This is a genomic window from Streptomyces sp. NPDC058663 (assembly GCF_042716745.1).
GTDB lineage: Bacteria > Actinomycetota > Actinomycetes > Streptomycetales > Streptomycetaceae > Streptomyces.
Window position 1 is genome coordinate 21,002 of sequence record NZ_JBHXRV010000025.1, and the last position, 22,989, is coordinate 43,990.

Below are 22,989 nucleotides of genomic sequence, written 5' to 3' on the forward strand. Positions count from 1 at the left end.
GGTATAGAGGGGAGTTGCCCTTCGCCCTACGTCACCGGCAGTACCCGGAGTTTCCGCACGTCACGGGCGGTTTCCGCGACTCCCGCCAGGAACCCGCGAGCCCTCGGAGACGCGCCGGCCGAAAGCCATTCGGGGTCTATGTCACAGACCGCGACCTTTACGTCCGTCCCGACGAGTGCCCTGGGGAGTGTGTGTACGACCGTGGACGGGAAGCTCAGGATGGTACGTCCGATGGGGCCGCGGCGGGCGATGACTTCGAGGGGAAGGTCCGGGCGGACCACTTCGAGCCCGGTCTCGACGGCCAGCCGGTGCAGTTTGTCCGCGCTCTCGCGGCGGTGCGCGAAGTAGCGGGTGACGCCGTGACTGCGGGTGAGGGAGGCGACCGCCCGCAGGTAGGGGTCGAGGTCGACCACGCCCGTCTCGACCAGGGAGGTCCCGACCAGGTCGGCGGTGCGGGTCAGGCGCGGCGGGCCGAACCTGGCACGGGTCCAGGCGAGGTCGTTGGGCGTGACGGTGATGCCGGGGAGGGACTCCCCGACGGGCATGGCCGTGAAGAGTTCCACGGTGCGCCGGGGGCCGGGGGCCAGCCTGCGCCGCGCCGAAGTGGTGACCGGGGCGAGCAGCAGCTCCCGTGCGCCGGGGCGGCCGCCGCGCCGGTGCCAGCGCACCAGCCGCTCCCCGCGGGCCAGCTGGCCCGCGAACTCCATGGTGGCCGTCCCGTCGTCCACGACCACCAGCGACGGCGCCCTGACGAGGGTCAGCAGCAGCTGTACGTAGCGGGAGAACGGATCGCCGATGACGACGCGCTCCGCCCGCCGCAGGGCGCCGGCCAGTCCGCCGACGGTGCGCAGCGGCGCCCCCGCCCCGTCCCTGGCGTCCTCCCAGCGCACCACGCACCCCTCAGCGCGGGCCAGCTCGGCCATCCGGCGGAGCTGACCGCGCGACATGGGGTCGGTGGGCGACAGCACGACGACGGTCACGTCCGTCATGTCGTACGTCGCGGTGTGCGCCCACTCCAGCACGTTGAGCAGCTGGACGGGGCTTTCGACGAACGCGAGGGTGCCGGTGGAGCGGGACGCGCGTGGGGGGCGGGGGGCTCCGCTGCGTGTGGTCATGGCCGTCAGACCCCTGCGGGCTGTACGGTCTGCGGTCCTGCCGGGTCGGCGTCGGCCGACTGGGCCACCACACCGGGGACGCGGCGCAGCTTGCGCATGGGCGCGAGCTCCGACTCGTACACCTTCTTGACGCCGTCGCCGAGCGAGGCCTCGATGGTGCGGATGTCGCGGACGAGGCGGGTGAGGCCGCCGGGCTCGACGGAGGCGGCCTGGTCGGAGCCCCACATGGCGCGGTCGAGGGTGATGTGCCGCTCGACGAAGGCGGCGCCGAGGGCGACGGCGGCCAGGGTGGTCTGCAGGCCGGTCTCGTGGCCGCTGTAGCCGATGGGGACGTTGGGGTACTCGGCCTGGAGGGTGTTGATGACCCGCAGGTTCAGCTCGTCCGCGACCGCCGGGTAGGTGGAAGTGGCGTGGCAGAGCAGGATGTTGGCGCTGCCGAGCACCTCGACCGCGTGCCGGATCTGGGCGGGGGTGGACATGCCGGTGGAGAGGATGACCGTACGGCCGGTGGAGCGCAGCTCGCGCAGCAGCTCGTCGTCGGTGAGCGAGGCGGAGGCGACCTTGTGGGCGGGGACGTCGAACTTCTCCAGGAACGCGACGGCCTCGGTGTCCCACGGGGAGGCGAACCAGTCGATGCCGCGCTTGCGGCAGTGGGCGTCGATGGCCCGGTACTCGTCCTCGCCGAACTCGACGCGGTGGCGGTAGTCGATGTACGTCATCCGGCCCCAGGGGGTGTCGCGCTCGATGTCCCACTGGTCGCGCGGGGTGCAGATCTCGGGGGTGCGCTTCTGGAACTTCACGGCGTCGCAGCCGGCCTCGGCGGCGGCGTCGACCAGCGCGAGGGCCTTGTCCAGGTCGCCGTTGTGGTTGATGCCGATCTCACCGGTGATGTAGACGGGGTGGCCGGGGCCCGCGGTCTTGCTGCCGAGGGTGCGCAGGCGGGTGGTGGCGTTGCCGGTGCTGCTCATGTGGTGCGTCCTTAGGGGGTGTTGGGGAGTGCGGGGTGCTGAGCGGGGTGGTTCAGGGGTGTGGGGTTTCAGGGGTGTGGGATGTCAGGGGTGAGGGGTCGGGCCGGCTCGGGTCGGGGCCGGGGGTTCAGTGGGTGCCGGGGGTTGGAGGTCCGGGCCGAGGAGCCAGGCGGCGATCTCGCGGATCGCTCCGCTGCCGCCGGGGGTGGCGGTCACGGCGCGGGCGGCGGCCCGCACGCTGTCGTGGGCGCCCGCGACGGCCACGGGCCAGCCCGCGAGGGCGAAGCAGGCCAGGTCGTTGACGTCGTTGCCGACGTAGAGCACCCGGGAGGGGTCGATGCCCTGCTCCTCGCACCACTGCTTGAGGGCGAGGTCCTTGCGGTCGATGCCGTGCAGGACGGGGATGCGGAGCTTGCGGGCCCGGGCGGCGACCACGGGGTTCTGCTCGGTGGAGAGGGTCAGCAGCGCCATCCCGGCCCTGCGCAGGGCGGCGATGCCCAGACCGTCGCCCCGGTGCACGGCCACGGTCTCGTGTCCCTCGCTGTCGATCAGCACCCGGTCGTCGGTCTGGGTGCCGTCGAAGTCCATGACGACGGCGTCGACGTCGGCCCAGGCGGGGTGCGCCGGCGGGTCGAGGAGCGGGGCGAGCGCGCGGGCCCGTCCGAGGTCGTGCGGGTCGTCGATTTCGAGGACCCGCGCCGGGTCGGTCCGCACGAGGGCCGTGTGCCCGAAGAAGCGGTGCCGGTGGACGCGGAAGCCGGGGACGTCCATGGCGTAGGCGGCCCCGGTCTCCAGCAGGTCCTGCGGGCGGTCCTGCCGGCGGGGGCGGAAGGACGGGTCGTGGTTGACGCCGAGGGCGCTGCTGTCCTCCGCGGCACGATCCCCCTCGCGCCAGACGAAGCCGTGGAAGGGGGCCACCGTCACCGCCGTGTCCGCGCCCTCCAGCACGGCTGCGGCGACGCCCTCGACGTCCTCGCGGGTGACGAAGGGGCTGGTGCACTGGACCAGCAGGACCACGTCCGCCGGAGCCCGGCGGGCCCCCGGGGTGTCCTGTGCCTCCACGGTGTCCAGGGCGTGCAGCAGGGCCGCTTCGCTGCTGGCCGTGTCGTGCGCCAGTTCGCCGGGCCTGACCACCACTTCGGCACCCGCGGCGCGGGCGGTCGCCGCGATCGTCCGGTCGTCCGTGGAGACCACTACGTCGGTGACGTGGCGGGCAGCCAGGCACGCCCGTACGGCACGGACCAGCAGGGGCACTCCCCCGACGGCGGCCAGGTTCTTGCCGGGGACGCCCTTGGAGCCGCCCCTGGCGGGAATCACGGCCAGGACGCGACGGCCCTGCCGGTCGGCCTGCCGGGACTCGGGGTGCCGGGGCTGGGCGGCCGGGGATTCGGTGTGCGGGGGCACGGTGTGCGCGGTCCCGGTCGTCCGGGAATCGGTGTGCGCGGGCGGGGTCACAGCTCTCCCATGCGTCGGATTGCGGGGGCCACCCTCTGCACCCCGTGCCGGTAGGCGCCCCGGGCCGCGTCCCGTACCGCGTCGCGGACGACCCTGCGCACGCCGGTCAGGCGTTCCGGCGGGGCCTCGTCGAGGCGGTGGCGGGCGAGGATGCCGGGGAGGTATCCGGTGGCGGTCACGGAGGTGTAGTAGGGGGCCGGGGGCGGGAGTTGGGGCCGGTCGAGCAGCTCGGCGACCTTCGTGCGTACGCAGTGGTACGGGTCGGGCCGCGGCGCCACTCCGTGCCGGGCCAGCCAGCCGGGGTCTGCGGCCGGGCGGTGGCCCGCGTCCAGGCGGTCGAAGGAGGTGAGGCAGCCGGAGCCGAGGAAGTAGTGGTTGCCGAGCGGTTCGCGGACGCCGAGGTCGGTCAGTACGGCCGTCGGGATGCCCCGGTGCAGGGACTCCAGGGCGGCGGTGGAGCTGACGGTGACCAGCAGCCCCGCCCGGTCCAGCACCTCGCCCATGTGTCCGTACGCGAGCCGGAAGTTGGGCGGCGGCGCGAGGTCGCGGGCGAGCCGCTGGTAGGGCAGTTCCTCGATGTGGGTGGTGTGCTCGCCGGGCTTGCTGCGGAGCTTGAGCACGACCTCGCGGGCCGGGTGCAGCCGGGCGTGAGTGACCAGCCGGCGCAGCAGGTAGGCCCGGTCTGCCCGCTTCTCGGGCACCGAGGGCTGCGCGGCGAAGACGAGCGCGTCGGCCACTCCGCCGTAGGGGGCGCCGCCCAGGAAGGGCAGGGCGGCCTCGGTCACCGAGTCCGCGTCGGCGCCGACCCCCTCGTAGACCTCCCTGAACCGTTCGGCGTCGTACGGCGAGTTGGCGAGGACGAGGTCCGCGCCGTGGCGCAGCAGCAGTCCGTCCGTGAGTTTCTCGTAGACGACTCCGACGTACCCGGTCACCAGGACCGGCCGGCGGGTGGGGTGCGGCCAGAGGCGGGCGAGCCCGTGCAGCAGGGCCTGGACCGAACCGCCGACCAGGGCGAGGACGATCACGTCGTACGGGCCGGTGCGCACGAGGTCGATGAATTCGGTTCCGGTCACCTCGCGCGGCGCCTCCACCCCGCCCGCCACCTCGGAGAGCTGGCGTGAGGTGGGAGTGGCGCGGCCGCGCAGCAGCAGGCCGGTGATGTCCGCCCCGGTGTCGTCACCGACAATCCGGCGCGCGGTGAGCGCCCCCCATTTCCATCGGGTGTCCGAATCCGCGAGTACGGCAACCCGCAGAGAATTACCGCTTCTTGTTCTGGCTGGCACGACGAGAAAACTAGGGAACGGTTCCGGAGCGCGGCCCAACGCGGCAGCAACATACGGTTAACAGCAATCGACAGCCGGATTCCGGTGGCTTTGCGCGAGGTGATTCACCTTCGGGCCATGAGCAGTTCACCCCGCATCCGCCCCCGCGCCCTAATGTCCGGCGGGTGGTCAAGCTCTCCGTCGTCGTGCCGTTCTACAACGTGCAGACATACGCCCCCGATGCCCTGCGAAGTCTTCGTGCCAACGCGCGGGACGACTTCGAATTCCTTCTCGTCGACGACTGTTCGACGGACGAGACCCCGGAGCTCCTGCGCCGCGCGGAACGCGAGCTCCCGGGTGCGGTCCTGCTCCGGCACGAAACCAACGGCGGGCTGGCGACGGCGCGCAACACCGGCCTGGACGCGGCACGCGGCGAGTACCTGACGTTCCTGGACGGGGACGACTGGGTCGCGCCTGGTTACTACGCCCAACTGGTCGACACCATTGAGGACTTGGGGGTCGACTTCGTCCGTACGGACCATGTCGTGTGCACCGGCCGCACCCGTTCGGTGCAGCGGGTCCCGCACGGCAGGCGGGGCGTGCCGATGTCCCCGCGCGAGGCGATCCTGCCGGCCGACCGCTCCACCTCGGTCGACTACGCGTACGCCTGGGCGGGCGTCTACCACCGCGCTCTGCTCGAACGGGGGCTGCTGCACTTCACCGACGGGCTGCGCACGGCGGAGGACCGGCCGTGGATCTGGCGGCTGCACCGGGAGGCGGAATCGTTCGGGGTGGTCGGTTTGCTGGGAATTTTCTACCGGCGGGGAATTTCCTCCTCGCTCACCCAGATCGGGGACGTACGCCAACTGGATTTCATCCGCGCTTTTGATCAGGTACTTCAGGAAACGGCCCGGGACGAGGATGCCCGTTCCCTTCTCCCCAAGGCAGTACGTACCTATTGCGCGATCATTTCCCACCATGTGGGCAGCGCGGAGGAGACGAATCGGTTCGAACCGGCGGTGGCGAGGAAATTGCGGGCGATGAGCGCCGATGCGCTGAGGAGGATGCCGCAGGGAATCCTGGCCGAAGCGCTGAACTCGATGGACGCGGACCGGGCGGGCCGGCTGCGGAGGCTGCGCAGGGCGCAGGTGCTGAGCGTGGCGCGGGGGGCGGGGCGGAGCACGGGGCGGGGCACGGGTCCGCTCCCTGTGCCGGGGCCGGACCTGGGACCGGGCCCGACGCAGGCCACTCCGGGCGCACCGCTCACACCGACCGCGCCGGGCGCACCGACCGCACCGACCGCACCGACCGCACCGACCGCACCGACCGCACCGGGGCAGAACCCGGATCCGGGTACCACCGTGACGGGAGCCACCCGCTGATGTCCACCACGGCGACCGCCAGGCCCACCACCCAGCTCTTCCTCGCCTCCACCCTGTACGGCGTGGCCACGCTCGCGGCGGCAATCGACAGCGGCTGCTTCCCGCCCGCCGACCGCCGCACCCTGCTGATCAGCAACAACGCGGCGACCCCGGAGACGACCCCGCCCCTGACCGAGGCCCCTGGCTTCGACCGGCTGCGGGCCCGCTTCGACGACGTACGGGACTGGAACACGACGATCGCTCCGCTGCACCCGGGCGGGTGGGTGCCGCGACCTGACGACGTCCCGCTCTGGGAGCGGCAGTTGAGACGCGAGTGGGACCTCGGCGACGACGGCCTCCTCCTCGTACTGGAGTCGATCCAGGTCGCCCCCGCCCAAGCCGTCGCCCAGTGCTTCCCGGACGCGCCGATCGAGGTGTACGCGGACGGCCTGATGAGCTACGGCCCGACCCGCAACAAGCTGGACCCGCTGGTCGGCGGCCGGGTGCGCCGGCTGTGGCACCTGGACCTGGTGCCGGGGCTGCGGCCGCTGCTGCTGAGCGAATTCGGGGTGCGGCCGGGCCTCGTCCCCACGGACGCCTTTCTCGGCGTCCTCGACGAGCTGACCGAAGCGGCCTCCGACGCGGGCGACCTGGCCTCCGAGGGCACCTCGACGGCACTGCTCCTCGGTCAGTACCTCTCCGCGCTCGCCATACTCACCCCGCAGGAGGAGGAGCAGCTGCACGTGCGGATGCTGCGCGGGGCGGTGGCGCGCGGCCACCGGCGGGTGGTGTTCAAGCCGCACCCCTCCGCACCGGCGAACTTCTCGCGGCTGCTGGAGCGGGAGGCAAAGGCGCTCGGCGCCGAACTGACGGTGTTCGACGCGCCGTTGCTGGCGGAGGTGCTGTACCGGCGGCTGCGCCCCGACCTGGTCGTCGGCTGCTTCTCGACGGCGCTGCTCACCGCGCGCACCTTCTACGGCATCCCGGTGGCGCGGGTGGGCACCGAGCTGCTGCTGGAGCGCCTGACCCCGTACGAGAACAGCAACCGCATTCCCGTGACGCTCGTCGATGCGCTCCTCCCCGACCTGGAGGCGGAGACCTTGCCCACCCCGCCGCCGGTCGGCGAGCTGAGCGCACTCCTCGCGGCCGTCGGCTTCGCGATGCAGCCGCAGGTCCTGCGTGCCCAACGCACGCGCGCGGAGGGCTACTTGTTGTCCCACCTCTCGCCCCGCACCCGCCGCTACTTCAAGCGCCGCCGCCTGACGTCGCTCGCCCTGCCGGGCGGGCTGCCGCAGCGTCTGGCGTTCGTACCGCGCAATGCGACGGTACGGAGGGTGGCGCGGCGCGTGCGCAGGCTCAGGGCCTGACGCCGGGCGGCGCGGCACCCCGCGCGCCTTCGGCAGTCCCGGCCACCCTGCCCGGCCACCGGGCCCGGCCGCCGGGCCCGGCCGTCACCGTCCTGCTACCCGGGTACGACATCGGAGTGGGGCCCCTGGGGTGACGCCGGGACCGGCAGGCCCGCCCTACCTTTCGCGCGTCGGACACCACCAGCGGAGGGAGCTCCACCATGGCCACGTCCGTCCCGCGACGCCACCTGATCACCGCGGTCGTCGCGCTGGCCCTGCAGGTCCCGATGCTGCACGCGCTGGAGTCCGGGCCGCGGGTGGCACACGTACCGCAGGGGACGCACGTACCGCAGGAGGCGCACGTGCCGCAGGCCGAGCGGTCGGCGGGGGCGGTGGGCCAGGTGGCTAGCATCGCCCCATGAACACACACCCCGAACCAGGAGAGGCCGCCCGGGCCGCCGTACTCCGCGGCTGGGGGTTCGTGCTCCCGGAGTCCCTCCTCCGGTTCCAGGACTTCCTGCACTCGCTCTCCCCGGAGGCTGCGCGCACCCTCGCGGACCTGGGCCTTTCCCCCGCGGGCATCATGGACGTCGTCGCAGATCCGGACCGCGCGCCACGGCCCGGCATCGACATCCGCGTCCACGGCCGGTATTACCGCGACCCCCCGGAGTTCCTGACCTTCCTGCACGGCGGCTCGGACGGCCTGCACTACGGGCTGTGGTTCGACGACGGCCGCACCGCGGCGGGCACGGCCTCGTACTACACCAACGACGGCGGAGGCATCGCGTACGACCCCACAGGCACCCCACTGACGGCGGTGCGCGACGTCCTGGAGCGGGTCTGGCGCGACCTCCACGACGACGACCCCGCGGACCCGGACGTCGTGCGGCGCCTCGCTGCACTCGCCGAACTGCGTACGCTCATCTGCCGGTTCGAGACGTCCGACCGCCCCGAGCAGGGCCTCGCGTACTCCGGCACGTACGACCCGGGCTTCCTGCGCCGGCCGCTCTCCCCGGACCGTCTCACCACCCTCGACGGCGCGGGCGCCCTGGTCACGGGCGCCACGATCCTCGACAGGCCGCCGCACAACGGGGCGGACGAGTACCACTTCGCGGAGCACCTGTACGCCCGGCTCGACGAACCCGCGACGGTCACGGCCTGGGTGGCTGAGGCGCGTGCCCGCTGCTCGTCCGGCGACCCGGCGGAGGCCCTCGCCCTGGGCCGCGACCTGCACTGGGCGTCGGGGGGCGACGCCACCCTGGAGGCCCACGCCCACGACCTGCTCACCCTGGCGTACACGGCCCTGGACCGCCCCCATCTGGCGGCCCTCACCACGGCGCACCACACCCACCGGGACCTGCCGGGCGTGGACGTCCTGGCGGGCTGACCGCTCAGCCGCGGGCGATGGCCAGCAGGGTGAAGGCGGCGATGATGACGGCGACGCGGACGTAGTGGAAGCGGTCCCAGCGGTTCATCTGCTCCTTCCAGTCCGCGGGCCGGTTCTCGGGGGTCCAGGTCTTGCCCCGGTTGTTGATCGGGACGAGCAGCAGAAGCGACATGATCACGCTCAGGATCAGCAGCCCGGCCGCGATGACCACGAGACCGGCCCCCGGGTCGTGCCATCCGGCGATGGCCCACACCGCGCTCAGGACGAGCGAGCCGATGTACCAGACCGGCATCACGGCGCCGAGCATGCGGCCCCCATGGGCCCGGCCGAGCTGGCCGTTGTCACCGGGCAGTGCGTCGAGGATCCGGTTGATGATGAAGGCGACGGAGAACTCCACCCCCACCATCAGGCCGACGACCACGGTGGTGAAGACCTCAAGTGCGTTGAGCATGCTGCCCCTCCCGAGTTCTGCTAGCGCTGCTAGCTTTCGAGGCATAGCTAACCCTACTGATGCTCGAATGTCTAGCAGTGCTAGCATCGAGCCATGTCGGTACAGGAACGCAAGCAGCGCGAACGGGCGGACCGCGAGCGCCTCATCGTGGCGACGGCCCGTGAACTCGCCGAGGAGCTGGGCTGGGACGCGGTCACCACGCGTCGGCTCGCCGAACGCATCGAGTACAGCCAGCCCGTCCTCTACAGCCATTTCCGCGGCAAGCGCGAGATCATCGGCGCGGTCGCCCTGGAGGGCGCCGCCGAGATGGCCATGGCACTGCGGGCCGCGACCTCCACTGCGGACGGCCCACGCGCCCGTGTCACCGCACTCGCCCGCACCTACCTCGACTTCGCGGAGCACCACCCGGCGGTCTACGACGCCATGTTCCAGCTCGACGGCGGCCTGGCGTTCGCGCACGACGACACCCCGGAACCCCTGAAGGACGCCTTCGCCGCCCTGCTGGAGAGCCTCGGCGAGGTGGCAGGGGAAGGTGTCCACCCGGGACTGTTCACCGAGGTGTTCTGGGCCTCCCTGCACGGCCTGGCCACCCTGACGCGAGCGGGACGGCTGCCGCCGGGCGACACGGAGCGCAGGACGGAGCTACTGGTGGACCGGCTCGCCGCGCTGTGACGGACCACCCCGGGGGGGCGGCCGATGGGGGCCCTAGAATCCGAACAGGCAGCCGGGCGGTAACCCTGCACAGCTACCCCCACTCCCCCGCGTGGTCCCGCAGCGCGCACCACACCCTCTTGCCGCAGACCCCCTTCCCCCTCCGTACGTGCTCGACCCCGAAGTCCTCGCTCATCTCCCGGACGAGGAAGAGCCCGCGCCCGCATTCCGCCCACTCGTCGGCCACGTGCGGCCGGGGCAAGGGTGCCGGATCGTTGTCCTGGACGCCGATGACGAGCCGGCCGTCGGGAGTGAGGGTGAGGTCGATGCGGATCCGCGGGGTGGCGGGGGCGTGCTGGACGACGTTGGTGACGAGGTCGGAGAGACAGGTGCGGGCCGCGTCGATCAGGTCCGGGTGACCGGTGACCGCCAGTACGCCGACGACGAGACCGCGGGCGAGGCTGGGTGCGGTGGTGTTGTTGGGGATGCTCAAGTGGTAGGTGCGGGGCGGGAGTTGCGCTTCCCCTGTGGCGAACTGTGCGTTCGTCGCGATGACGTTCATCCGGTGCGCTCCTGACGCGTGCATGGATGCAGGTCCCACCACCGTGGCCGGGCCACCCCCAACTGGGCGGCTGCACTGCGGATTTACCGGTGAACACTGCGCTACGAGAACGAACGTAGAGCAGTCGTCTCACATGTGGTACCTCTTGGTCTCACATTCACTCCTTGGTGGACCCTCGGCAACACACGAGCGACACTGAGAGCCGACAGAAGGGGAGGGTCGATGCCACCGAGGAAGGCCCCGACCGCACGGCAACGCCGGGTGGGCGCGGAGCTGCGCAAGATGCGCGAGCATGCCGGCCTCGCGGTGGCCGGAGCGGCCCAGCTGCTCGGCACGGACCGTACGAGCATCAGCAATACCGAGTCCGGGCGGTTCGGCGTCAGTGGCGAACGCGTGCGCGCATGGGCCGCCAACTATGCCTGCCCGGACGAGGCGTACATCGAGGCCGTCGCCTCCATGGCCGAGGAACGCGGCAAGGGATGGTGGACCGATTACGACGGCACCCTGCCCAGCGGACTCCACGATCTGGCAGAGCTCGAACATCACGCCACTGCCATGCGGGCGGTCCAGGTGATGCACATGCCGGGACTCCTTCAGACCGAGGACTACGCACGAGCCGTCCTCGCTGAAGCCGTCCCCCCGTTCAGCTCCGTCGATCTACGACGCAGACTCTCGCACCGGCTCAAGCGGCGCGACGTACTGGACCGGGCGGCCCCGCCGCAGTGCACCTTTCTCGTTCACGAGGCAGCGCTGCGCATGCAGTTCGGCGGGCCAACGGTGGCGGGCGCCCAACTGGACCATCTCCTCAAGGAGTCCGAGCGGGAGAACGTCACGGTCCGTGTCATCCCGTTCGCCGTGGGCGGCTTCCCGAACGCGGGCAGTTCGACCCTCTACGTGTCCGGCCCCGTACCGCAGTTGGACACCGTCCAGATGGACACGCCGGCGGGGTCCGCGTTCCTGGACGCGGAGAACCAGCTCCTGAACTACCGCGCGGTCATGGACCGCACGGAGCAGCGCGCCCTCGACCCGGACCGGTCACGGGACTTCATCCTCGAAGTGGCACACCAAGCATGAAAGCGTGGACATAGTGGAAAAGCAGTGGCAGAAGTCGTCCTTCTCGACGGACTCCGACGGCAACTGCCTGGAGCTGGCGAGCCGACAGGACACCTTGCTCATGCGTGAGAGCGACGACCCGGGCACCGTCGTCCGGCTCACCCCCGAGAGCCTCGACGCACTCCTCGCCCTCACCAAGGCCGCACGGTGAACTGAGCGAGCAGGTCAGTCGTCGGGGTCGCCGTTCAGGAGTTGATCGACGGACAGCTCCATGTCGACACCGAGCGACTTGGGTACCTGGACGGACAGCCCGCGCTTGTACGAGGTGCGGGTTCGGTACACGCCCTCACGAGGGTCCGCATACAGCAGGACCTCATCGTGGCGTCTGTCGGCAACGAGGTAGACGGGAACGCCGGCCTGCGCGTAACACTCGACCTTGGGGCCGAGGTCGTCGGCCCAGTTCGAGGAGGTCACCTCCAGCACCAGCCGGAACACATGCGGAGCAAAGCAGTTCTTCTCCACATGGGCATCACGGAAATCGGCGTCCACGAGGGAGAGGTCGGGAACCGCGTAGTCCTGAGGACCGGACGGCAGCCACAGGCCGACCCCCTGCACCGTCCTCAGCCCCTGCTCCCGAACCTTCCTCCCGTACTCCTCGATCACCCAGGTCAGGGTCAGTGCGTGCGCCCCGTCCGGTGGCGGTGTCACAGTGATCCTCCCCTGGATGATCTCCACGCGGTGCCCGGTCAGCACGCGGGAGATCTGATCGGCAACCTCGCCGACCGTCGCCCCGTGCGGTTCATCAGCCGCATGTGTCTCGTGCTGTATTACGGCCACGGCATTCTCCTTCCGGGGAGCCCACTGTCCACGAGCGTAACCAGCGCGGCTGACATTCAGCACGCGGTCACTCCTCCGAGTGAGCCGCGCGGGCGCGCAGCACTACCCCGATGCCCGTCACCACCGCCGTAAGCCCCAGTTCGAAGCCCTCGTCCGCCGAGCCGAAGATGACCGGGCCCGAGGCGGCTGCCAGGGGGTAGGCCGCGAGGCGTTCCGCCCGGGCGGCGAGGTCGTATCCGTCGTCGGAATCCGCGCCCGGGCCCGGGCGCATCGACTGCTCCTCGATCACGTGGCCAATGGTGTAGCCGTACGCCGTGAACCAGGCCCGAGCAGCCCCCTGCGGTGTGAAGCCGCCTTCGACGAGGGAGCGGAGGTGGGCCTCCATCGGGGCCGCGTACGTCGTGTCCGTGAAGTGCGTGCCGCTGTAGACCTTGGCGCCGTCGCGGTAGCGGAGCAGGTGGGCCCGGAGGCCCCTCATCGCGCCCGACAGTGCTTCGTCCCAGGCGAGGCCGTCCGTGTGGCCCATGAAGTCGGCCGTCATGCGCCGCAGCATCTCGGTGGCCATCTCATCGAGGAGGGCCTGTTTGTTCTTGAAGTGCCAGTAGAGGGCCGGGGCCTTGACGTCCAGTTCCTTGGCGATCAGGCGGAGGGTCAGACCCTCCAGCCCCACCTCGTCGAGCAGCCTCAAGGCCGTCTCGGCAACCAGCTTCCGGTCAAGTCTCGTCGTAGCCATCTTGACAATTTAACAGCGTTAAGCGCAGGCTGGCGAACATGGAACTTAACGATGTTAAGGAACGAGTGCGAGACACTTCCGTGGTCGTCGTCGGGGCCGGCCCCACCGGGCTCACTCTCGCCATCGACCTTGCCCGGCGCGGTGTCCGTGCCCTCGTCCTGGAGCGGGCCGACCGTCTCTTCCCCGGATCCCGCGGCAAGGGCCTCCAGCCGCGCACCCTGGAGGTGTTCGACGATCTCGGCGTGATCGACGCGGTGCTGGCCGCATCCGCGCACGCCCCCATGGGCATGGCCTGGCGGACGGACGGCACGCGGCTCGGCGAGTACGACATGTTCGGCGAGAGTGCGGGAGCGACCCGGGCCGAGCCCTACGGGGGCCGCCCGCGCCTCGTCCCGCAGTGGCGGACCCAGGAAATCCTGCACGCGCGGCTGCGCGAGCTGGGCGGGGAGGTGATCTTCGGAGCCGAGGTCACAGGTGTCCAGCAGGACGCAGAAGGCGTGACGGTAACAGTGACCCCCGCCCCCGCGAATGCCGCTTCCGGCACAGGGGGATCTTCCGGAACAGGGGGTTCTTCCGGCACAGGGGGATCTTCCGGAACAGGAGGTTCTTCCGGCACAGGGGGATCTTCCGGAACAGGGGGTTTCACCTCCGTCCGCGCCTCGTACGCCGTCGCAGCCGACGGGGGCCGCAGCACCGTGCGCCGTCTGCTCGGGGCGACGATGACGGGCGAGACCGTCGATCCGGCCCCCTTCCTGGTGGCCGACGTCCGGCTACGGCCCACCGCCCTGGACCGTCTGCACTGGCACGCGTTTCCCGAGGCGGCCGACGGCCTGCTCGCCCTGTGCCCGCTGCCCGGCACCGACGACTTCCAGCTCATCGCCCGGTACGCGGACGAGAGCGCGGCACCCGACCCCACCATCGGCGGCTTGCGCACATTGATCGCAGCCCGCACCCCTCTCACCTCCGATGACGTACTCCACGTGCCGTGGGCCTCCGCCTACCGGCCACGTGCCGCCCTCGCGGACAGCTTCCGCAAGGGTCGCGTCTTCCTCGCCGGCGACGCCGCACATCTGCACTCCCCCGCCGGCGGCCAGGGCCTCAACACCAGCATCCAGGACGCCTACAACCTCGGCTGGAAGCTCGGCCAGGTACTGGAGCACGGCGCCGGCCCCGGCCTCCTCGACACGTACGAGCAGGAGCGCCGCCCCGTCGCCGCCGCCATGCTCGGCCTGTCCACCCGCGTTCACCGCGGCGAGCAGCAGCGCGGCCGGGCCACCCAGCAGCTCGGCCTCGGCTACCGCGGGAGCCCCCTCTCCGAAGGCGCGGCGGGCCGCCTGCACTCAGGGGACCGCGCCCCGGACGGGCCGCTCCCCGACGGCCGCCGCCTCTTCGACGCCCTGCGCGGTCCGGGCTTCGCCCTGCTCGCGGTGGGCGTGCCGGTCCCCGACGGCGTACCCGTCCCCGTACACGCTCTTCCCGAGTACGAGCCGTACGGCACCGGGCTCTTCCTGGTCCGCCCCGACGGATACGTGGGGTGGGCGTCGACCGGCGATCCGGCGGGCCTGGCGGAGTGGCTTCGCGGGGTCGGCATCGGACCCGCCGCGCACAAATGCGGTGCGCACTCGTCCGCTTCCGTCCTACGCTCCGGCCCATGCAGCTGCGCGCACTGACTTCCGACGACCATGCCCTGATCGACCTCGCCCGCGAGACGGTCGACGCCCACACCGACGCCCAGGCGAACGGTGACGGCATCCACACCATGGGCGCCGCCGTCCGCGATGTCGACGGGCGGATGTACGCGGGGATCAACCTCTACCACTTCCTCGGCGGGCCCTGTGCCGAGCTGGTCGCCCTCGGGCACGCCCGGGCGTCCGGAGCGCGCGAGCTGACGACGATCGTGGCGGTCGGCAACGGCGGTCGCGGGCCGGTCGGGCCCTGCGGGCGGGACCGGCAGATCCTGTTCGACTACCACCCCGGCATCCGGGTCCTGCTCCCCACCGGGGAGGGCGTCAGGAGCGTCCACATCGCAGACCTGATGCCTCTGGCGGCGCCGTGGACGGTGCCGTGGTCGCTGGACGACAACCCGGCGTAGGTCCCGTCCGGGTCCCCGGACGGTCCCGCCGGGAGCCCCGGTCCGCCGCCTCGGTCCGCCGGCCCGGTCCACTGGCCGGCGAGATCGCCCTCCATGACGCTTGACCTCAAGTTTGGTTGAGCTTCTACGTTCTTCTCATGACCACTTCGAGCAACACCTCAGCCCCCTTCGCCCCCTCCCACGACGAGGCCGGTCTCATCGCCCAGCCCATCGGTTACTGGGCCAACGCCGCGGGTCAGGCCGTCGTCCAGAACATCCGGGCCGCCCTCGGCCACCTCGGTCTGACCCAGCCCGCCTGGTGGGTCCTGCACCACCTCGGCCAGCGGCCGGGCTGGACGCGCGACGGGATGCTCGACTTCCTGCGCTACTACCCGACGCCCGGCGACGACCTGCCCGGCGACATCGACAGCCTGGTGGCCCGGGGCCTCGTCACCGAGGACGCGGACGGCCATCTGCTGCGGACCGGGGCGGGGGACGAGCTGTACTCCCGCGCCGCGGCACGCCAGCTGGAGCTGCGCCACCAGACCCACGACGGCATCGAGGACGAGGAGTACGCCCGCGCCCTCAAGGTCCTCCAGCGCATGATCTACAACGTGGGGGGCGACGCGTGGCACCACTGAGTGGTCAGGGGGTGGGGGCCCGCCCCACCCCCTGCACCCTCTACTGACCCGGCATGGGGACCTCCGCCAGCACCGGCAGCAGCCACTCCTCCTCGTAGTCGAGGTGAGCGGTCAACCCCTCGGCCATACGGTCGAGTTCGGCCATGAAGTGCACCTGGTCGGCGTGCGCGTGGTCGGCCAGCAGGGCGACCAGCTCGCCCTTGAGGCGGGACATCTCCTTGTGCTCCTCGCTCATCCGGGCCAGTGCGTCCGCGAGTTCGGGGTGGTAGTGCGCGATCCCGGGGAAGACCCCCGCGTCCTCGCTCCGGTGGTGGAAGTCGAGGGTCTCGCAGAAGGCGAGGCAGTGCTGGCGGATCTGGAGCCCCAGACCCGGCAACGTCGGTGCTCCCGGCTCCTGTTGGGCCGCGAAGTGTGCTGCCGCTTCCGCCTGTACGTGCCGCAGCTGGCCGCGCAGCCAGGTGTGGATCTCCAGGATCTTGTCGGCCATCGTCCGGACCACGATCGGCCCGGACTCCGGGAAGTGGTCGACGCGTTCGAGGAGGACCACCGGCAGGGTGCGGGTGGTTCCGCGCTGGTAGTCGGCGTACCCCCGCTCCACGTCGGCGATGTACGCGAAGAGTTCGTCCCGGCGGGCGCCCTCGGCGGGGACCGCCACCGCCTCGTACTCCTCGGTGCCGATCTCGACGGTCACGGTGGGGCGGGCGAGGAGGTTGTGGTACCAGGCGGGGTGCCGGTCTGCTCCACCGGCCGACCCGACGACCATCAGGTGCTCGCCCCGGCGGACGTACCCGAGCGGGTTGGTGGTGCGCTTGCCCGACTTCGCGCCGGTGGTGGTGAGAAGCAGCAGGTCACCGCCCTCGAACGGGCCGCCGACCCGGCCGCCGTTGGCACGGAACTCGTCGATGACGGACTGGTTGAACGGGTTGGGGTGAGCGGTGACGGTCTGACCGTCGCCGGTGCTGCTGCCGCTCGTGTGGGTGCTGCTGGTGTTCATGAGGTGTGGTCTCCCGTACGGACATGCCGCCGGACGGCGCACGCGCACCGGCGGCCGCCGGGGACAGAACACGGGGCATCGGTGGGCGTGACGACAGGCGTGGCAGAAGTGCTGAAGGATGAGGGGGTGGCGGATGCGCCACGGCGCGGGACAACTGAGGCCTCGCGGTGAAGGTGCTGGCTGAACTGCCGGCCGGCCCACTGCTCAGTGGCCGACGTCCCGCTGCACGCCGCTATTACAACCACGCCCGCGGACAACCGTCAAGCGTCGGGCGGGGCACGAAAGGGAGGCGCGGGCGGGACCGGGGGAACGAATCCCGCCCGCGCCAAGTGCGCAGAGCCGTAGGTACGGGGGGAACCCCGGCTCATGCGCGGCCGATGACCAGTCGGCTCACTCACTACAGCGCCACCGCCTCCAAAATCGTCACACCCCGCCCGCCCGGCGACCCCCAATGTCTTGCACGTCACATGGGGGAAGGGGCTGGGAGGTGGCCAGGTGAGGGCCAGGTGTGGGTCAGACGAGGGCCAGGTGGGGCCAGGCAGGGGGCCCGCCCGGCTGAGCCGGCGCCTGCGGGGCCCGGCCGCAGAGCCCGGCCCACGGGAGCCCGGCCCACGAAAGCCCGGCCCCCGGAGCCGGTCAACCGGTCAACCGGTCAGACGTACGCGGGTGCCACCGGCAGTGCCGTCGCGGTGGCGGGGGTGAGCAGGAGGGACTGGCGGGGGGAGGCCTGGCGGGTGGCGGTGTACGGGGAGATTCCCCTGCCGCTCCGGATGTGGTGGCCGTTCCTGCCGTCGCTGCCGCCCTTGCCCCCGTTGCCCTTTCCGGAGTCGTTGCCGATGCCGTCCCCGCCTCCGTTTTCGCTTCCGTTTCCGTGGCCGGGACCGCCGCCCTGCTCGCCGCCGCCGTCACCCTTGCCTCCGTCGCCCCCGGGCCGCGCCGGGGCGGGGCGGGTGCCGCCGCCGCTGCCGCCGCTCAGCAGCCGGTCGCAGAAGCGGGAGACCTCGGCCGGGCCCTTGGCCTGGGTTTCGAGGTACTCCTTGACGTGGTTCGGCAGGCGGTTGGCCCGGTAGTCCCGGCAGGCCTTGATCGAACGCTTGCGCCAGTCGCCGGACGCTTTGTCCTGCTTGCCGTTGTCTTCGTTCGTGTCCGAGCCCGAGCCGCCCGACGACGCGGCGGCACCGGACGGGCTCGACGTACCGGAGTCGGATGCGCCGCCGCCACCGTCGCCCGATCCGTCGGGAGAGCCGTTGGCCGCACCCTGCCCACGGTCCTTGGCGCCCGCTCCGCCGTTCACCTCGGGGCGTGCCGTGGGGGCATCGTCCGAGGTGTCGGGAGAGCTGTCCCCGGACGGGTCCCCGAGCCGGTCGCCGGGTTCCGGATCGGCGTCCGTTTCCGCGTCGGGACGGTTCACTTCCGGCTCCGCGGCGTCCGGGTCCGCGGCCGCCGAGACGGAGACGGCGGGCTCGGGCTGGGAGCTGCCGAAGGTGAACGGTGTCGAGAGCACACCCGCACCTGCGGCCACCGCCACCCCACCGAGCGCACCGGCCGCGAGCGCGGTGACCAGCCCGAAGCGCGCGGGGCGGCCCCAGCGGGAGTACCTACGGGTCCGCGCGGTACCTGCCCTGGACTGCCGGAAAGCGGCCAGTGCGGCTGCTTCACCGGGGAGTTCACCCGTACCCGAACCACTGCCCGCTCCCGGGCCCGCGACCGTGCCCGCACCGGTACCCGCGTCCACCCGGTGGGTCGCTCCCGCCCGCAGGCCGTCGAGGGCCTCGGCAAGCCGGGCCGCCGCCTCCCGGGCCTCGGTCCCGGCCTCCGCCACCCGGGCCTCGGGCTCGGTCCCGGGCTTGGGCTCGGTCCCGGGCTCGGGCTCGGTCCCGGGCTCGGGCTCGGTCCCGGGCTCGGCCTCCGATCGCGCGTAGGCACCCGCGTCGCCCCGCAGCAGTCGTTCCGCCGCGTCCTCGTCAAGCCACTCGTAGCGCTCGTCGGCCATCACATGTCCTTCTGCGTCCGCGCACACGATCGCGTCACACCGTTCGCGCCGCTCATCCCGTGCGGCGCGTAGCCGTGCCCGTGGTCGTACCCCTGCTCGTGCCCGTTCGCCCGGTGCGGCGTCCGGGCCAGTCCGGCCGCCGCACCGGGGCGCCTGTCGCGCTGCGGCGGCACCGCGTCCAGCTCTGACGCCACCGCGTCCAGTTCTGCCGTCACCGCGTCCGGCTCTGCCGGTTGCGCGGCCTCCCGGCCGGTACCGGAAGGCGGGCCGGGCTGGCCGGACTGGCTACCGAGCAGTTCGGCGAGCCGCTTGAGGCCCCGGTGCGCGGCCGTGCGCACCGCGCCCGGACGCTTGCCGAGGGTCTGTGCCGCGCTCTTCGCGTCCAGGCCGACCACCACCCGCAGCACCACGGCCTCCGCCTGGTCCTGCGGGAGCTGGGCGATGAGGGCCATGGTGTGTCCCGTCGCCAGGGACTCCAGCGCCTCTCCGGCGGTGTCCGAATCGGCGGGCTTCTCGGTGAGCTCGGTCTCGTCGCCGCCGACCGCGGGGCGGCGGCCCCGCATCCGGATGTGGTCGAGCGCGCGATTACGGCCGATCCTGGCGGCCCAGCCCCGGAACCGGTCCGCGTCGCCGCTGAACCGGTGCAGGTCACGGGCTATCTGCAACCACGCCTCAGAGGCGACGTCCTCCGCCTCGGGCTCGCCGACAAGCGTGCGTATGTAGCCGAGCAGCCGTGGCTGCACGGCGCGGTACACGGTACGGAAGGCCTGCTCGTTCCCGCCCTGCGCCGCGAGCACGGCGGCGGTCAGCTCCGCGTCGTCGCCCAGCACCATCTCAACCTGTCCCCAGTCGATGCTGGTTCTCTCCTGCGCACCACCCCAGCGCGAATGTGCACGCTACGACGTGGAAGGGCGATTCGTCCATGACTTGTACAACGTGCAACCAAGCGCTGACCCAGTGATGGTGTGACAGAAAACGCACTCACGGCGCTGAAGGGAGTACGGGCTCGTCGCACAGCCCGTGCGGACAGACGGCCGGGGTCACTCCTGTGGGGGGTGGCGGCCCCGGCCGTCCTTCCGTAGCACCCATTCTGACCAGGTAAAACACGGGTCGCTAGGTCCGTGCATGACCAACGCGTGACCAACAGGGCCGGGCGTTCACCAAATCCTCCCCGAGCCCCGTCGGGCGACTCTCGGACTCAGCTGCCGTCAAGAGTGGGCAGATCGACAAGGAGAAGGTCCTCACGCCTGTCGGCCAGGTCGATCAGGTCGGGGTAGAAGCCGTGCAGGGAGTAGAGGGCCAGGGTGGTGGCAGTGGTGTCGTACCCCTGGTCCGCGAGCAGGGCACGGATACGTTCAAGGCGTTCCAGGTCGCCGGTGCCACGACGGGCGGCGGTCGCCTTGGCCTCGCCAAGCAGCGCGATCCTGGCGCGGGGAGCCTGCGGGCGCTCGCCGGCGGCCAGGGCGATGACATCGACCTCGTGCTTCGTACGGGCGGCCTGGTCGGCGACCTCGGTGGTACCGACCGGACCGGGCAGTCCACCGGGCAGCAGGGTGTGGGCGTAGCGGCGGGTGAAGTCGCGGGCCAGGTCCTCGAAGTGCGGCCCGAGGATTTTGCAGTGGAAGGTCGGAGCGGCCTGCTGCCACACCTGCTCGGCGAATCCCTGCTCCACCCTGATCGCCCACACGTCTGTCCCCGTGCATATCTGGCTGCTCGCCCGCGACAAGACCTACCACCTCCCCGCCTGGGAAGCCGACTCCGTCCTGTTCATCGACGCGAGTCGAACCGGCACGCAGAATCCGCGCGGCACACGTGAACTCGGCCGCGAGGACAGGGCCCGCATCAGTGACCGGTTCCACGCCTGGCAGACGTCGCCCCGCGCCACTCCCGACGAACCCGGCTTCTCCCGCTCGGTTCCGTACGCCGAAATCCTGGAGAACGACGGCTGTCCCCTCGACCCCCGGCTGTATGTGACTCCCGCTCGCAAGCAGCCCACCGCAGCGGTCGACACCCGGCGCCTGCTGGACGAACTGATGGAGCGAGCCGAGACGACGGCCGACGCGACCGCCCCCCTCTGCCGGAGCTTCGACCGGAGCGAACGGGCCGCCCGCGACGAAACCGAGTACACCCGCGTCCCGCTCCGTGACGTACTGAAAGGCGCCACGGAAGGGGCGCCCACCAGCCCGGGCCTGCTGCTCGCAGGTCCTTCGGGAAGCCTGATCCGCGCCGACCACTACGTCGAGGCGGGCGGCGTCCCCGTCGTCATGCCCAAGGATTTGACCGGAACCGGTTTCCGTACGGCGAACATCCGGTACATCAGCGAGCAGCAGGCCGAGGGGCTGGAGCGCTTCCACCTCCGCACCGGCGACGTCGTCCTGGCACGCCGCGGAGAACTGGGACGGGCCGCCGTCGTCCGCGCGGAACAGGAAGGCTGGGTATGCGGCACTGGGTGCTTTTTGCTGCGTCCCCCCGCAGGGCTCGACGCCGACTACTTCGCCGCGTACCTGCGCGGTGAGGAAGCACGCACGTGGCTGGAAGCCCACTCCACGGGAAGCATGAAGATGAAGACCATCTCCCTCGACGTGCTCGGCTCCCTGCCCGTGGTGCTCCCCGACCTCGCGACCCAGCAGGCCATCGCCGACACGATGAGGCAGCTGGACGAGCACGAGCGCCGGTTGCACGATCAGATCGCCCTGACGCGGCGGATCCGGCATGACGCACTGGACGGGGGCATCATTCCCGCACCGTAGGCAGGTGCGTCCACGGCGGAGCCTTGATCCGAGGCCCGGGAAGCACGCGGCGCACCGCAACCGCAACCGCTACCGTAATGCCATGACCGCACTGCCCGACTGGATGCGCCCGCCCCGCGCGGAAGGCTGGTTCGCGGAGGACCTTGATCACCTCCCCGAGGCACCGCGCCACACCGAGTTGATCGACGGAGCCCTCGTATTCATGATGTCGCCTCAACGGTCCTGGCACGGCCGACTCATCACCGCCCTGACCACCACCCTCATGGCGCAGGTGCCGCCCGGCATCGAGGTCGAACGGGAAATGACGATCCGCCTCGACGCCCGAAACCGACCCGAACCGGACCTCTTGCTGACGGATCTGCCCTACGACCCCGACCGCACCTGGTACGCCCCCGAAAACGTGAAGCTCGTCGTGGAAGTCGTCTCACCCGAATCGGCACACCGTGACCGCACGGTCAAGCTCCACAAGTACGCGGATGCCGGTATCCCGCATTACTGGTGCATCGAGGAAGAGGGTGGAGCCCCCGCAGTCCATGTGTACGAGCTCGACGAACCCACGAGTGCCTACGCGCCCGCCGGGATCTTCCGAGGCTCGCTTCGGCGCCCGGTGCCGTTCGAAATCAGTCTCGACCTCGACAAGCTCACTCCTCGCCTTCCCCGGAACAACTGAGGAGCCATGACCGAACCGGCATCGACACAGGTCACAGGCCGGATCCCTGCCCTCTTCAGCCACCTCTTGCCCGACCATTCCGTATGACGCACCCTCTGGCCGCGACGCGGGCGGTCGCATGACCAACGCGTGACCAACAGCGGTCAGGAACAGGCAGCAACACCCAGGCGGGGGCCGAACCAGGCGGCAAACGGGAACCCCCTCCGGGGGCGCAGGGCGGGCCGCGGCGTCCGTGGTCATGACGACGTTTCTCCCGTGGCCGTCTCCGGGGCGGGTGGATTCCCCTGCGATGCGCCGGCGGGATGCAGTGGTGTGCGCCGGGCCGTCGCTGGGGCCGTGGCCGCTTCCGCGGCTCCTGTGGACGCCGCTGGGGCCCGGGGCGTCACTTCCGTGCGAGGACCGAGAGGCAGGCGGCGCTGCCGCCGTACAGAAAATGCCCCCTTCAAGTCGAACGCGCACCGGGGCAGGAGTGCTGTCGCGCCTGCGACGTCTCCGGTTCGGGATCGCGGCTCGGACGAAAGGGGGGCCGCGCTCGGAAACCTGGAGTGCTTTCCATGTCTCACGGACAGCCGGCCGGGGGCCGCCCGGGGGGGGGGGGCCGCGCCCCGGCGGTGGGGGGGGGTGGGGCCGGGGGGGGGTGGCCCGCAGGCGGGGAGTGGGGGCCGGGCGCGGGGAGGGGGCGGGGGCGG

22 protein-coding genes and 2 pseudogenes are annotated in these 22,989 nt (G+C 71.5%); 12 read left to right on the top strand and 12 right to left on the bottom strand.

All coding sequences use genetic code 11. The features are described 5' to 3' along the window. Positions 1 to 26: 26 nt before the first annotated feature. From ACFWVV_RS19450 to ACFWVV_RS19465, 4 genes are all read right to left on the bottom strand, one after another. Positions 27 to 1,115, bottom strand: a complete 1,089-nt coding sequence (locus ACFWVV_RS19450; protein WP_384352256.1) for a hypothetical protein — start codon at positions 1,113 to 1,115, stop codon at positions 27 to 29. Positions 1,116 to 1,120: 5 nt separating this feature from the next. After that, positions 1,121 to 2,083: an N-acetylneuraminate synthase family protein gene (locus tag ACFWVV_RS19455; RefSeq protein WP_384352258.1), complete on the bottom strand. Its 963-nt coding sequence runs from the start codon at positions 2,081 to 2,083 to the stop codon at positions 1,121 to 1,123. An 84-nt stretch (positions 2,084 to 2,167) separates the two neighbouring features. Continuing rightward, positions 2,168 to 3,406, bottom strand: coding sequence for a cytidylyltransferase domain-containing protein (locus tag ACFWVV_RS19460; RefSeq protein ID WP_384352518.1), 1,239 nt, complete (start codon positions 3,404 to 3,406; stop codon positions 2,168 to 2,170). Between the two features lie 128 nt (positions 3,407 to 3,534). Beyond that, the gene (locus tag ACFWVV_RS19465; RefSeq protein WP_384352261.1) at positions 3,535 to 4,821 is read right to left on the bottom strand and encodes a DUF6716 putative glycosyltransferase; all 1,287 of its coding nucleotides are present in this window, start codon (positions 4,819 to 4,821) and stop codon (positions 3,535 to 3,537) included. Positions 4,822 to 4,985: 164 nt separating this feature from the next. On the opposite strand from ACFWVV_RS19465, the pseudogene ACFWVV_RS19470 reads away from it, so the two are divergent. From ACFWVV_RS19470 to ACFWVV_RS19485, 4 genes and pseudogenes are all read left to right on the top strand, one after another. After that, positions 4,986 to 5,963, top strand: a pseudogene (locus ACFWVV_RS19470) (glycosyltransferase family 2 protein); the annotation flags it as partial. Positions 5,964 to 6,181: 218 nt separating this feature from the next. Continuing rightward, a complete protein-coding gene (locus tag ACFWVV_RS19475) occupies positions 6,182 to 7,528 on the top strand; it encodes an alpha-2,8-polysialyltransferase family protein (protein ID WP_384352263.1) in 1,347 nt (448 codons plus the stop codon). Positions 7,529 to 7,728: 200 nt separating this feature from the next. Beyond that, positions 7,729 to 7,929, top strand: coding sequence for a hypothetical protein (locus ACFWVV_RS19480; RefSeq protein WP_384352266.1), 201 nt, complete (start codon positions 7,729 to 7,731; stop codon positions 7,927 to 7,929). Further along, complete coding sequence (locus ACFWVV_RS19485) at positions 7,926 to 8,894, top strand: hypothetical protein (protein WP_384352268.1); 969 nt, start codon at positions 7,926 to 7,928, stop codon at positions 8,892 to 8,894. The genes ACFWVV_RS19480 and ACFWVV_RS19485 overlap by 4 nt, the downstream gene beginning before the upstream one ends. A gap of 4 nt (positions 8,895 to 8,898) precedes the next feature. Here ACFWVV_RS19485 and ACFWVV_RS19490 read toward each other — a convergent pair whose 3' ends face one another. Continuing rightward, positions 8,899 to 9,345 carry an anthrone oxygenase family protein gene (locus ACFWVV_RS19490; protein WP_384352271.1) on the bottom strand — a complete coding sequence of 149 codons (447 nt, stop codon included), beginning with the start codon at positions 9,343 to 9,345 and terminating at the stop codon, positions 8,899 to 8,901. Between the two features lie 93 nt (positions 9,346 to 9,438). On the opposite strand from ACFWVV_RS19490, the gene ACFWVV_RS19495 reads away from it, so the two are divergent. Further along, entirely contained in the window at positions 9,439 to 10,017 is a 579-nt protein-coding gene (locus ACFWVV_RS19495) for a TetR/AcrR family transcriptional regulator (protein ID WP_384352274.1), read from the top strand. Positions 10,018 to 10,090: 73 nt separating this feature from the next. On the opposite strand, the gene ACFWVV_RS19500 is transcribed toward ACFWVV_RS19495, so the two are convergent. After that, complete coding sequence (locus tag ACFWVV_RS19500; protein WP_384352276.1) at positions 10,091 to 10,558, bottom strand: ATP-binding protein; 468 nt, start codon at positions 10,556 to 10,558, stop codon at positions 10,091 to 10,093. Positions 10,559 to 10,780: 222 nt separating this feature from the next. On the opposite strand from ACFWVV_RS19500, the gene ACFWVV_RS19505 reads away from it, so the two are divergent. Next, positions 10,781 to 11,632: a Scr1 family TA system antitoxin-like transcriptional regulator gene (locus ACFWVV_RS19505; protein WP_384352279.1), complete on the top strand. Its 852-nt coding sequence runs from the start codon at positions 10,781 to 10,783 to the stop codon at positions 11,630 to 11,632. A 4-nt stretch (positions 11,633 to 11,636) separates the two neighbouring features. Further along, positions 11,637 to 11,822 (top strand): DUF397 domain-containing protein, encoded by a 186-nt coding sequence (locus ACFWVV_RS19510; protein WP_384352282.1) that lies wholly within the window; start codon positions 11,637 to 11,639, stop codon positions 11,820 to 11,822. A 14-nt stretch (positions 11,823 to 11,836) separates the two neighbouring features. On the opposite strand, the gene ACFWVV_RS19515 is transcribed toward ACFWVV_RS19510, so the two are convergent. Next, positions 11,837 to 12,448: a Uma2 family endonuclease gene (locus ACFWVV_RS19515; RefSeq protein WP_384352285.1), complete on the bottom strand. Its 612-nt coding sequence runs from the start codon at positions 12,446 to 12,448 to the stop codon at positions 11,837 to 11,839. Between the two features lie 67 nt (positions 12,449 to 12,515). After that, positions 12,516 to 13,181: a TetR/AcrR family transcriptional regulator C-terminal domain-containing protein gene (locus ACFWVV_RS19520; RefSeq protein ID WP_384352288.1), complete on the bottom strand. Its 666-nt coding sequence runs from the start codon at positions 13,179 to 13,181 to the stop codon at positions 12,516 to 12,518. Between the two features lie 38 nt (positions 13,182 to 13,219). Between ACFWVV_RS19520 and ACFWVV_RS19525 the strand changes: the two genes are divergently transcribed. From ACFWVV_RS19525 to ACFWVV_RS19535, 3 genes are all read left to right on the top strand, one after another. Next, on the top strand, positions 13,220 to 14,851 hold the full coding sequence (locus ACFWVV_RS19525) for an FAD-dependent monooxygenase (RefSeq protein ID WP_384352291.1): 1,632 nt from the start codon (positions 13,220 to 13,222) through the stop codon (positions 14,849 to 14,851). Beyond that, complete coding sequence (locus ACFWVV_RS19530; RefSeq protein ID WP_384352294.1) at positions 14,833 to 15,273, top strand: cytidine deaminase family protein; 441 nt, start codon at positions 14,833 to 14,835, stop codon at positions 15,271 to 15,273. The genes ACFWVV_RS19525 and ACFWVV_RS19530 overlap by 19 nt, the downstream gene beginning before the upstream one ends. A 137-nt stretch (positions 15,274 to 15,410) precedes the next feature. After that, positions 15,411 to 15,893 (top strand): MarR family winged helix-turn-helix transcriptional regulator, encoded by a 483-nt coding sequence (locus ACFWVV_RS19535; RefSeq protein ID WP_384352297.1) that lies wholly within the window; start codon positions 15,411 to 15,413, stop codon positions 15,891 to 15,893. 40 nt (positions 15,894 to 15,933) lie between these two features. Here ACFWVV_RS19535 and ACFWVV_RS19540 read toward each other — a convergent pair whose 3' ends face one another. The 4 genes and pseudogenes from ACFWVV_RS19540 to ACFWVV_RS19555 all read right to left on the bottom strand — a co-directional run. Then, positions 15,934 to 16,887, bottom strand: a complete 954-nt coding sequence (locus ACFWVV_RS19540) for a nitroreductase/quinone reductase family protein (protein ID WP_384352300.1) — start codon at positions 16,885 to 16,887, stop codon at positions 15,934 to 15,936. A 652-nt stretch (positions 16,888 to 17,539) separates the two neighbouring features. After that, a complete protein-coding gene (locus ACFWVV_RS19545; protein WP_384352303.1) occupies positions 17,540 to 18,880 on the bottom strand; it encodes a hypothetical protein in 1,341 nt (446 codons plus the stop codon). Then, entirely contained in the window at positions 18,880 to 19,710 is an 831-nt protein-coding gene (locus ACFWVV_RS19550; protein WP_384352520.1) for an RNA polymerase sigma factor, read from the bottom strand. The genes ACFWVV_RS19545 and ACFWVV_RS19550 overlap by 1 nt, the downstream gene beginning before the upstream one ends. Before the next feature lie 368 nt (positions 19,711 to 20,078). Next, positions 20,079 to 20,561, bottom strand: a pseudogene (locus tag ACFWVV_RS19555) (ATP-binding protein); the annotation flags it as partial. 16 nt (positions 20,562 to 20,577) lie between these two features. On the opposite strand from ACFWVV_RS19555, the gene ACFWVV_RS19560 reads away from it, so the two are divergent. Together ACFWVV_RS19560 and ACFWVV_RS19565 are read left to right on the top strand one after the other, a co-directional pair. Next, complete coding sequence (locus ACFWVV_RS19560) at positions 20,578 to 21,630, top strand: restriction endonuclease subunit S (protein ID WP_384352306.1); 1,053 nt, start codon at positions 20,578 to 20,580, stop codon at positions 21,628 to 21,630. Between the two features lie 82 nt (positions 21,631 to 21,712). Further along, positions 21,713 to 22,300: a Uma2 family endonuclease gene (locus tag ACFWVV_RS19565; protein WP_384352309.1), complete on the top strand. Its 588-nt coding sequence runs from the start codon at positions 21,713 to 21,715 to the stop codon at positions 22,298 to 22,300. Positions 22,301 to 22,989 lie beyond the last annotated feature (689 nt).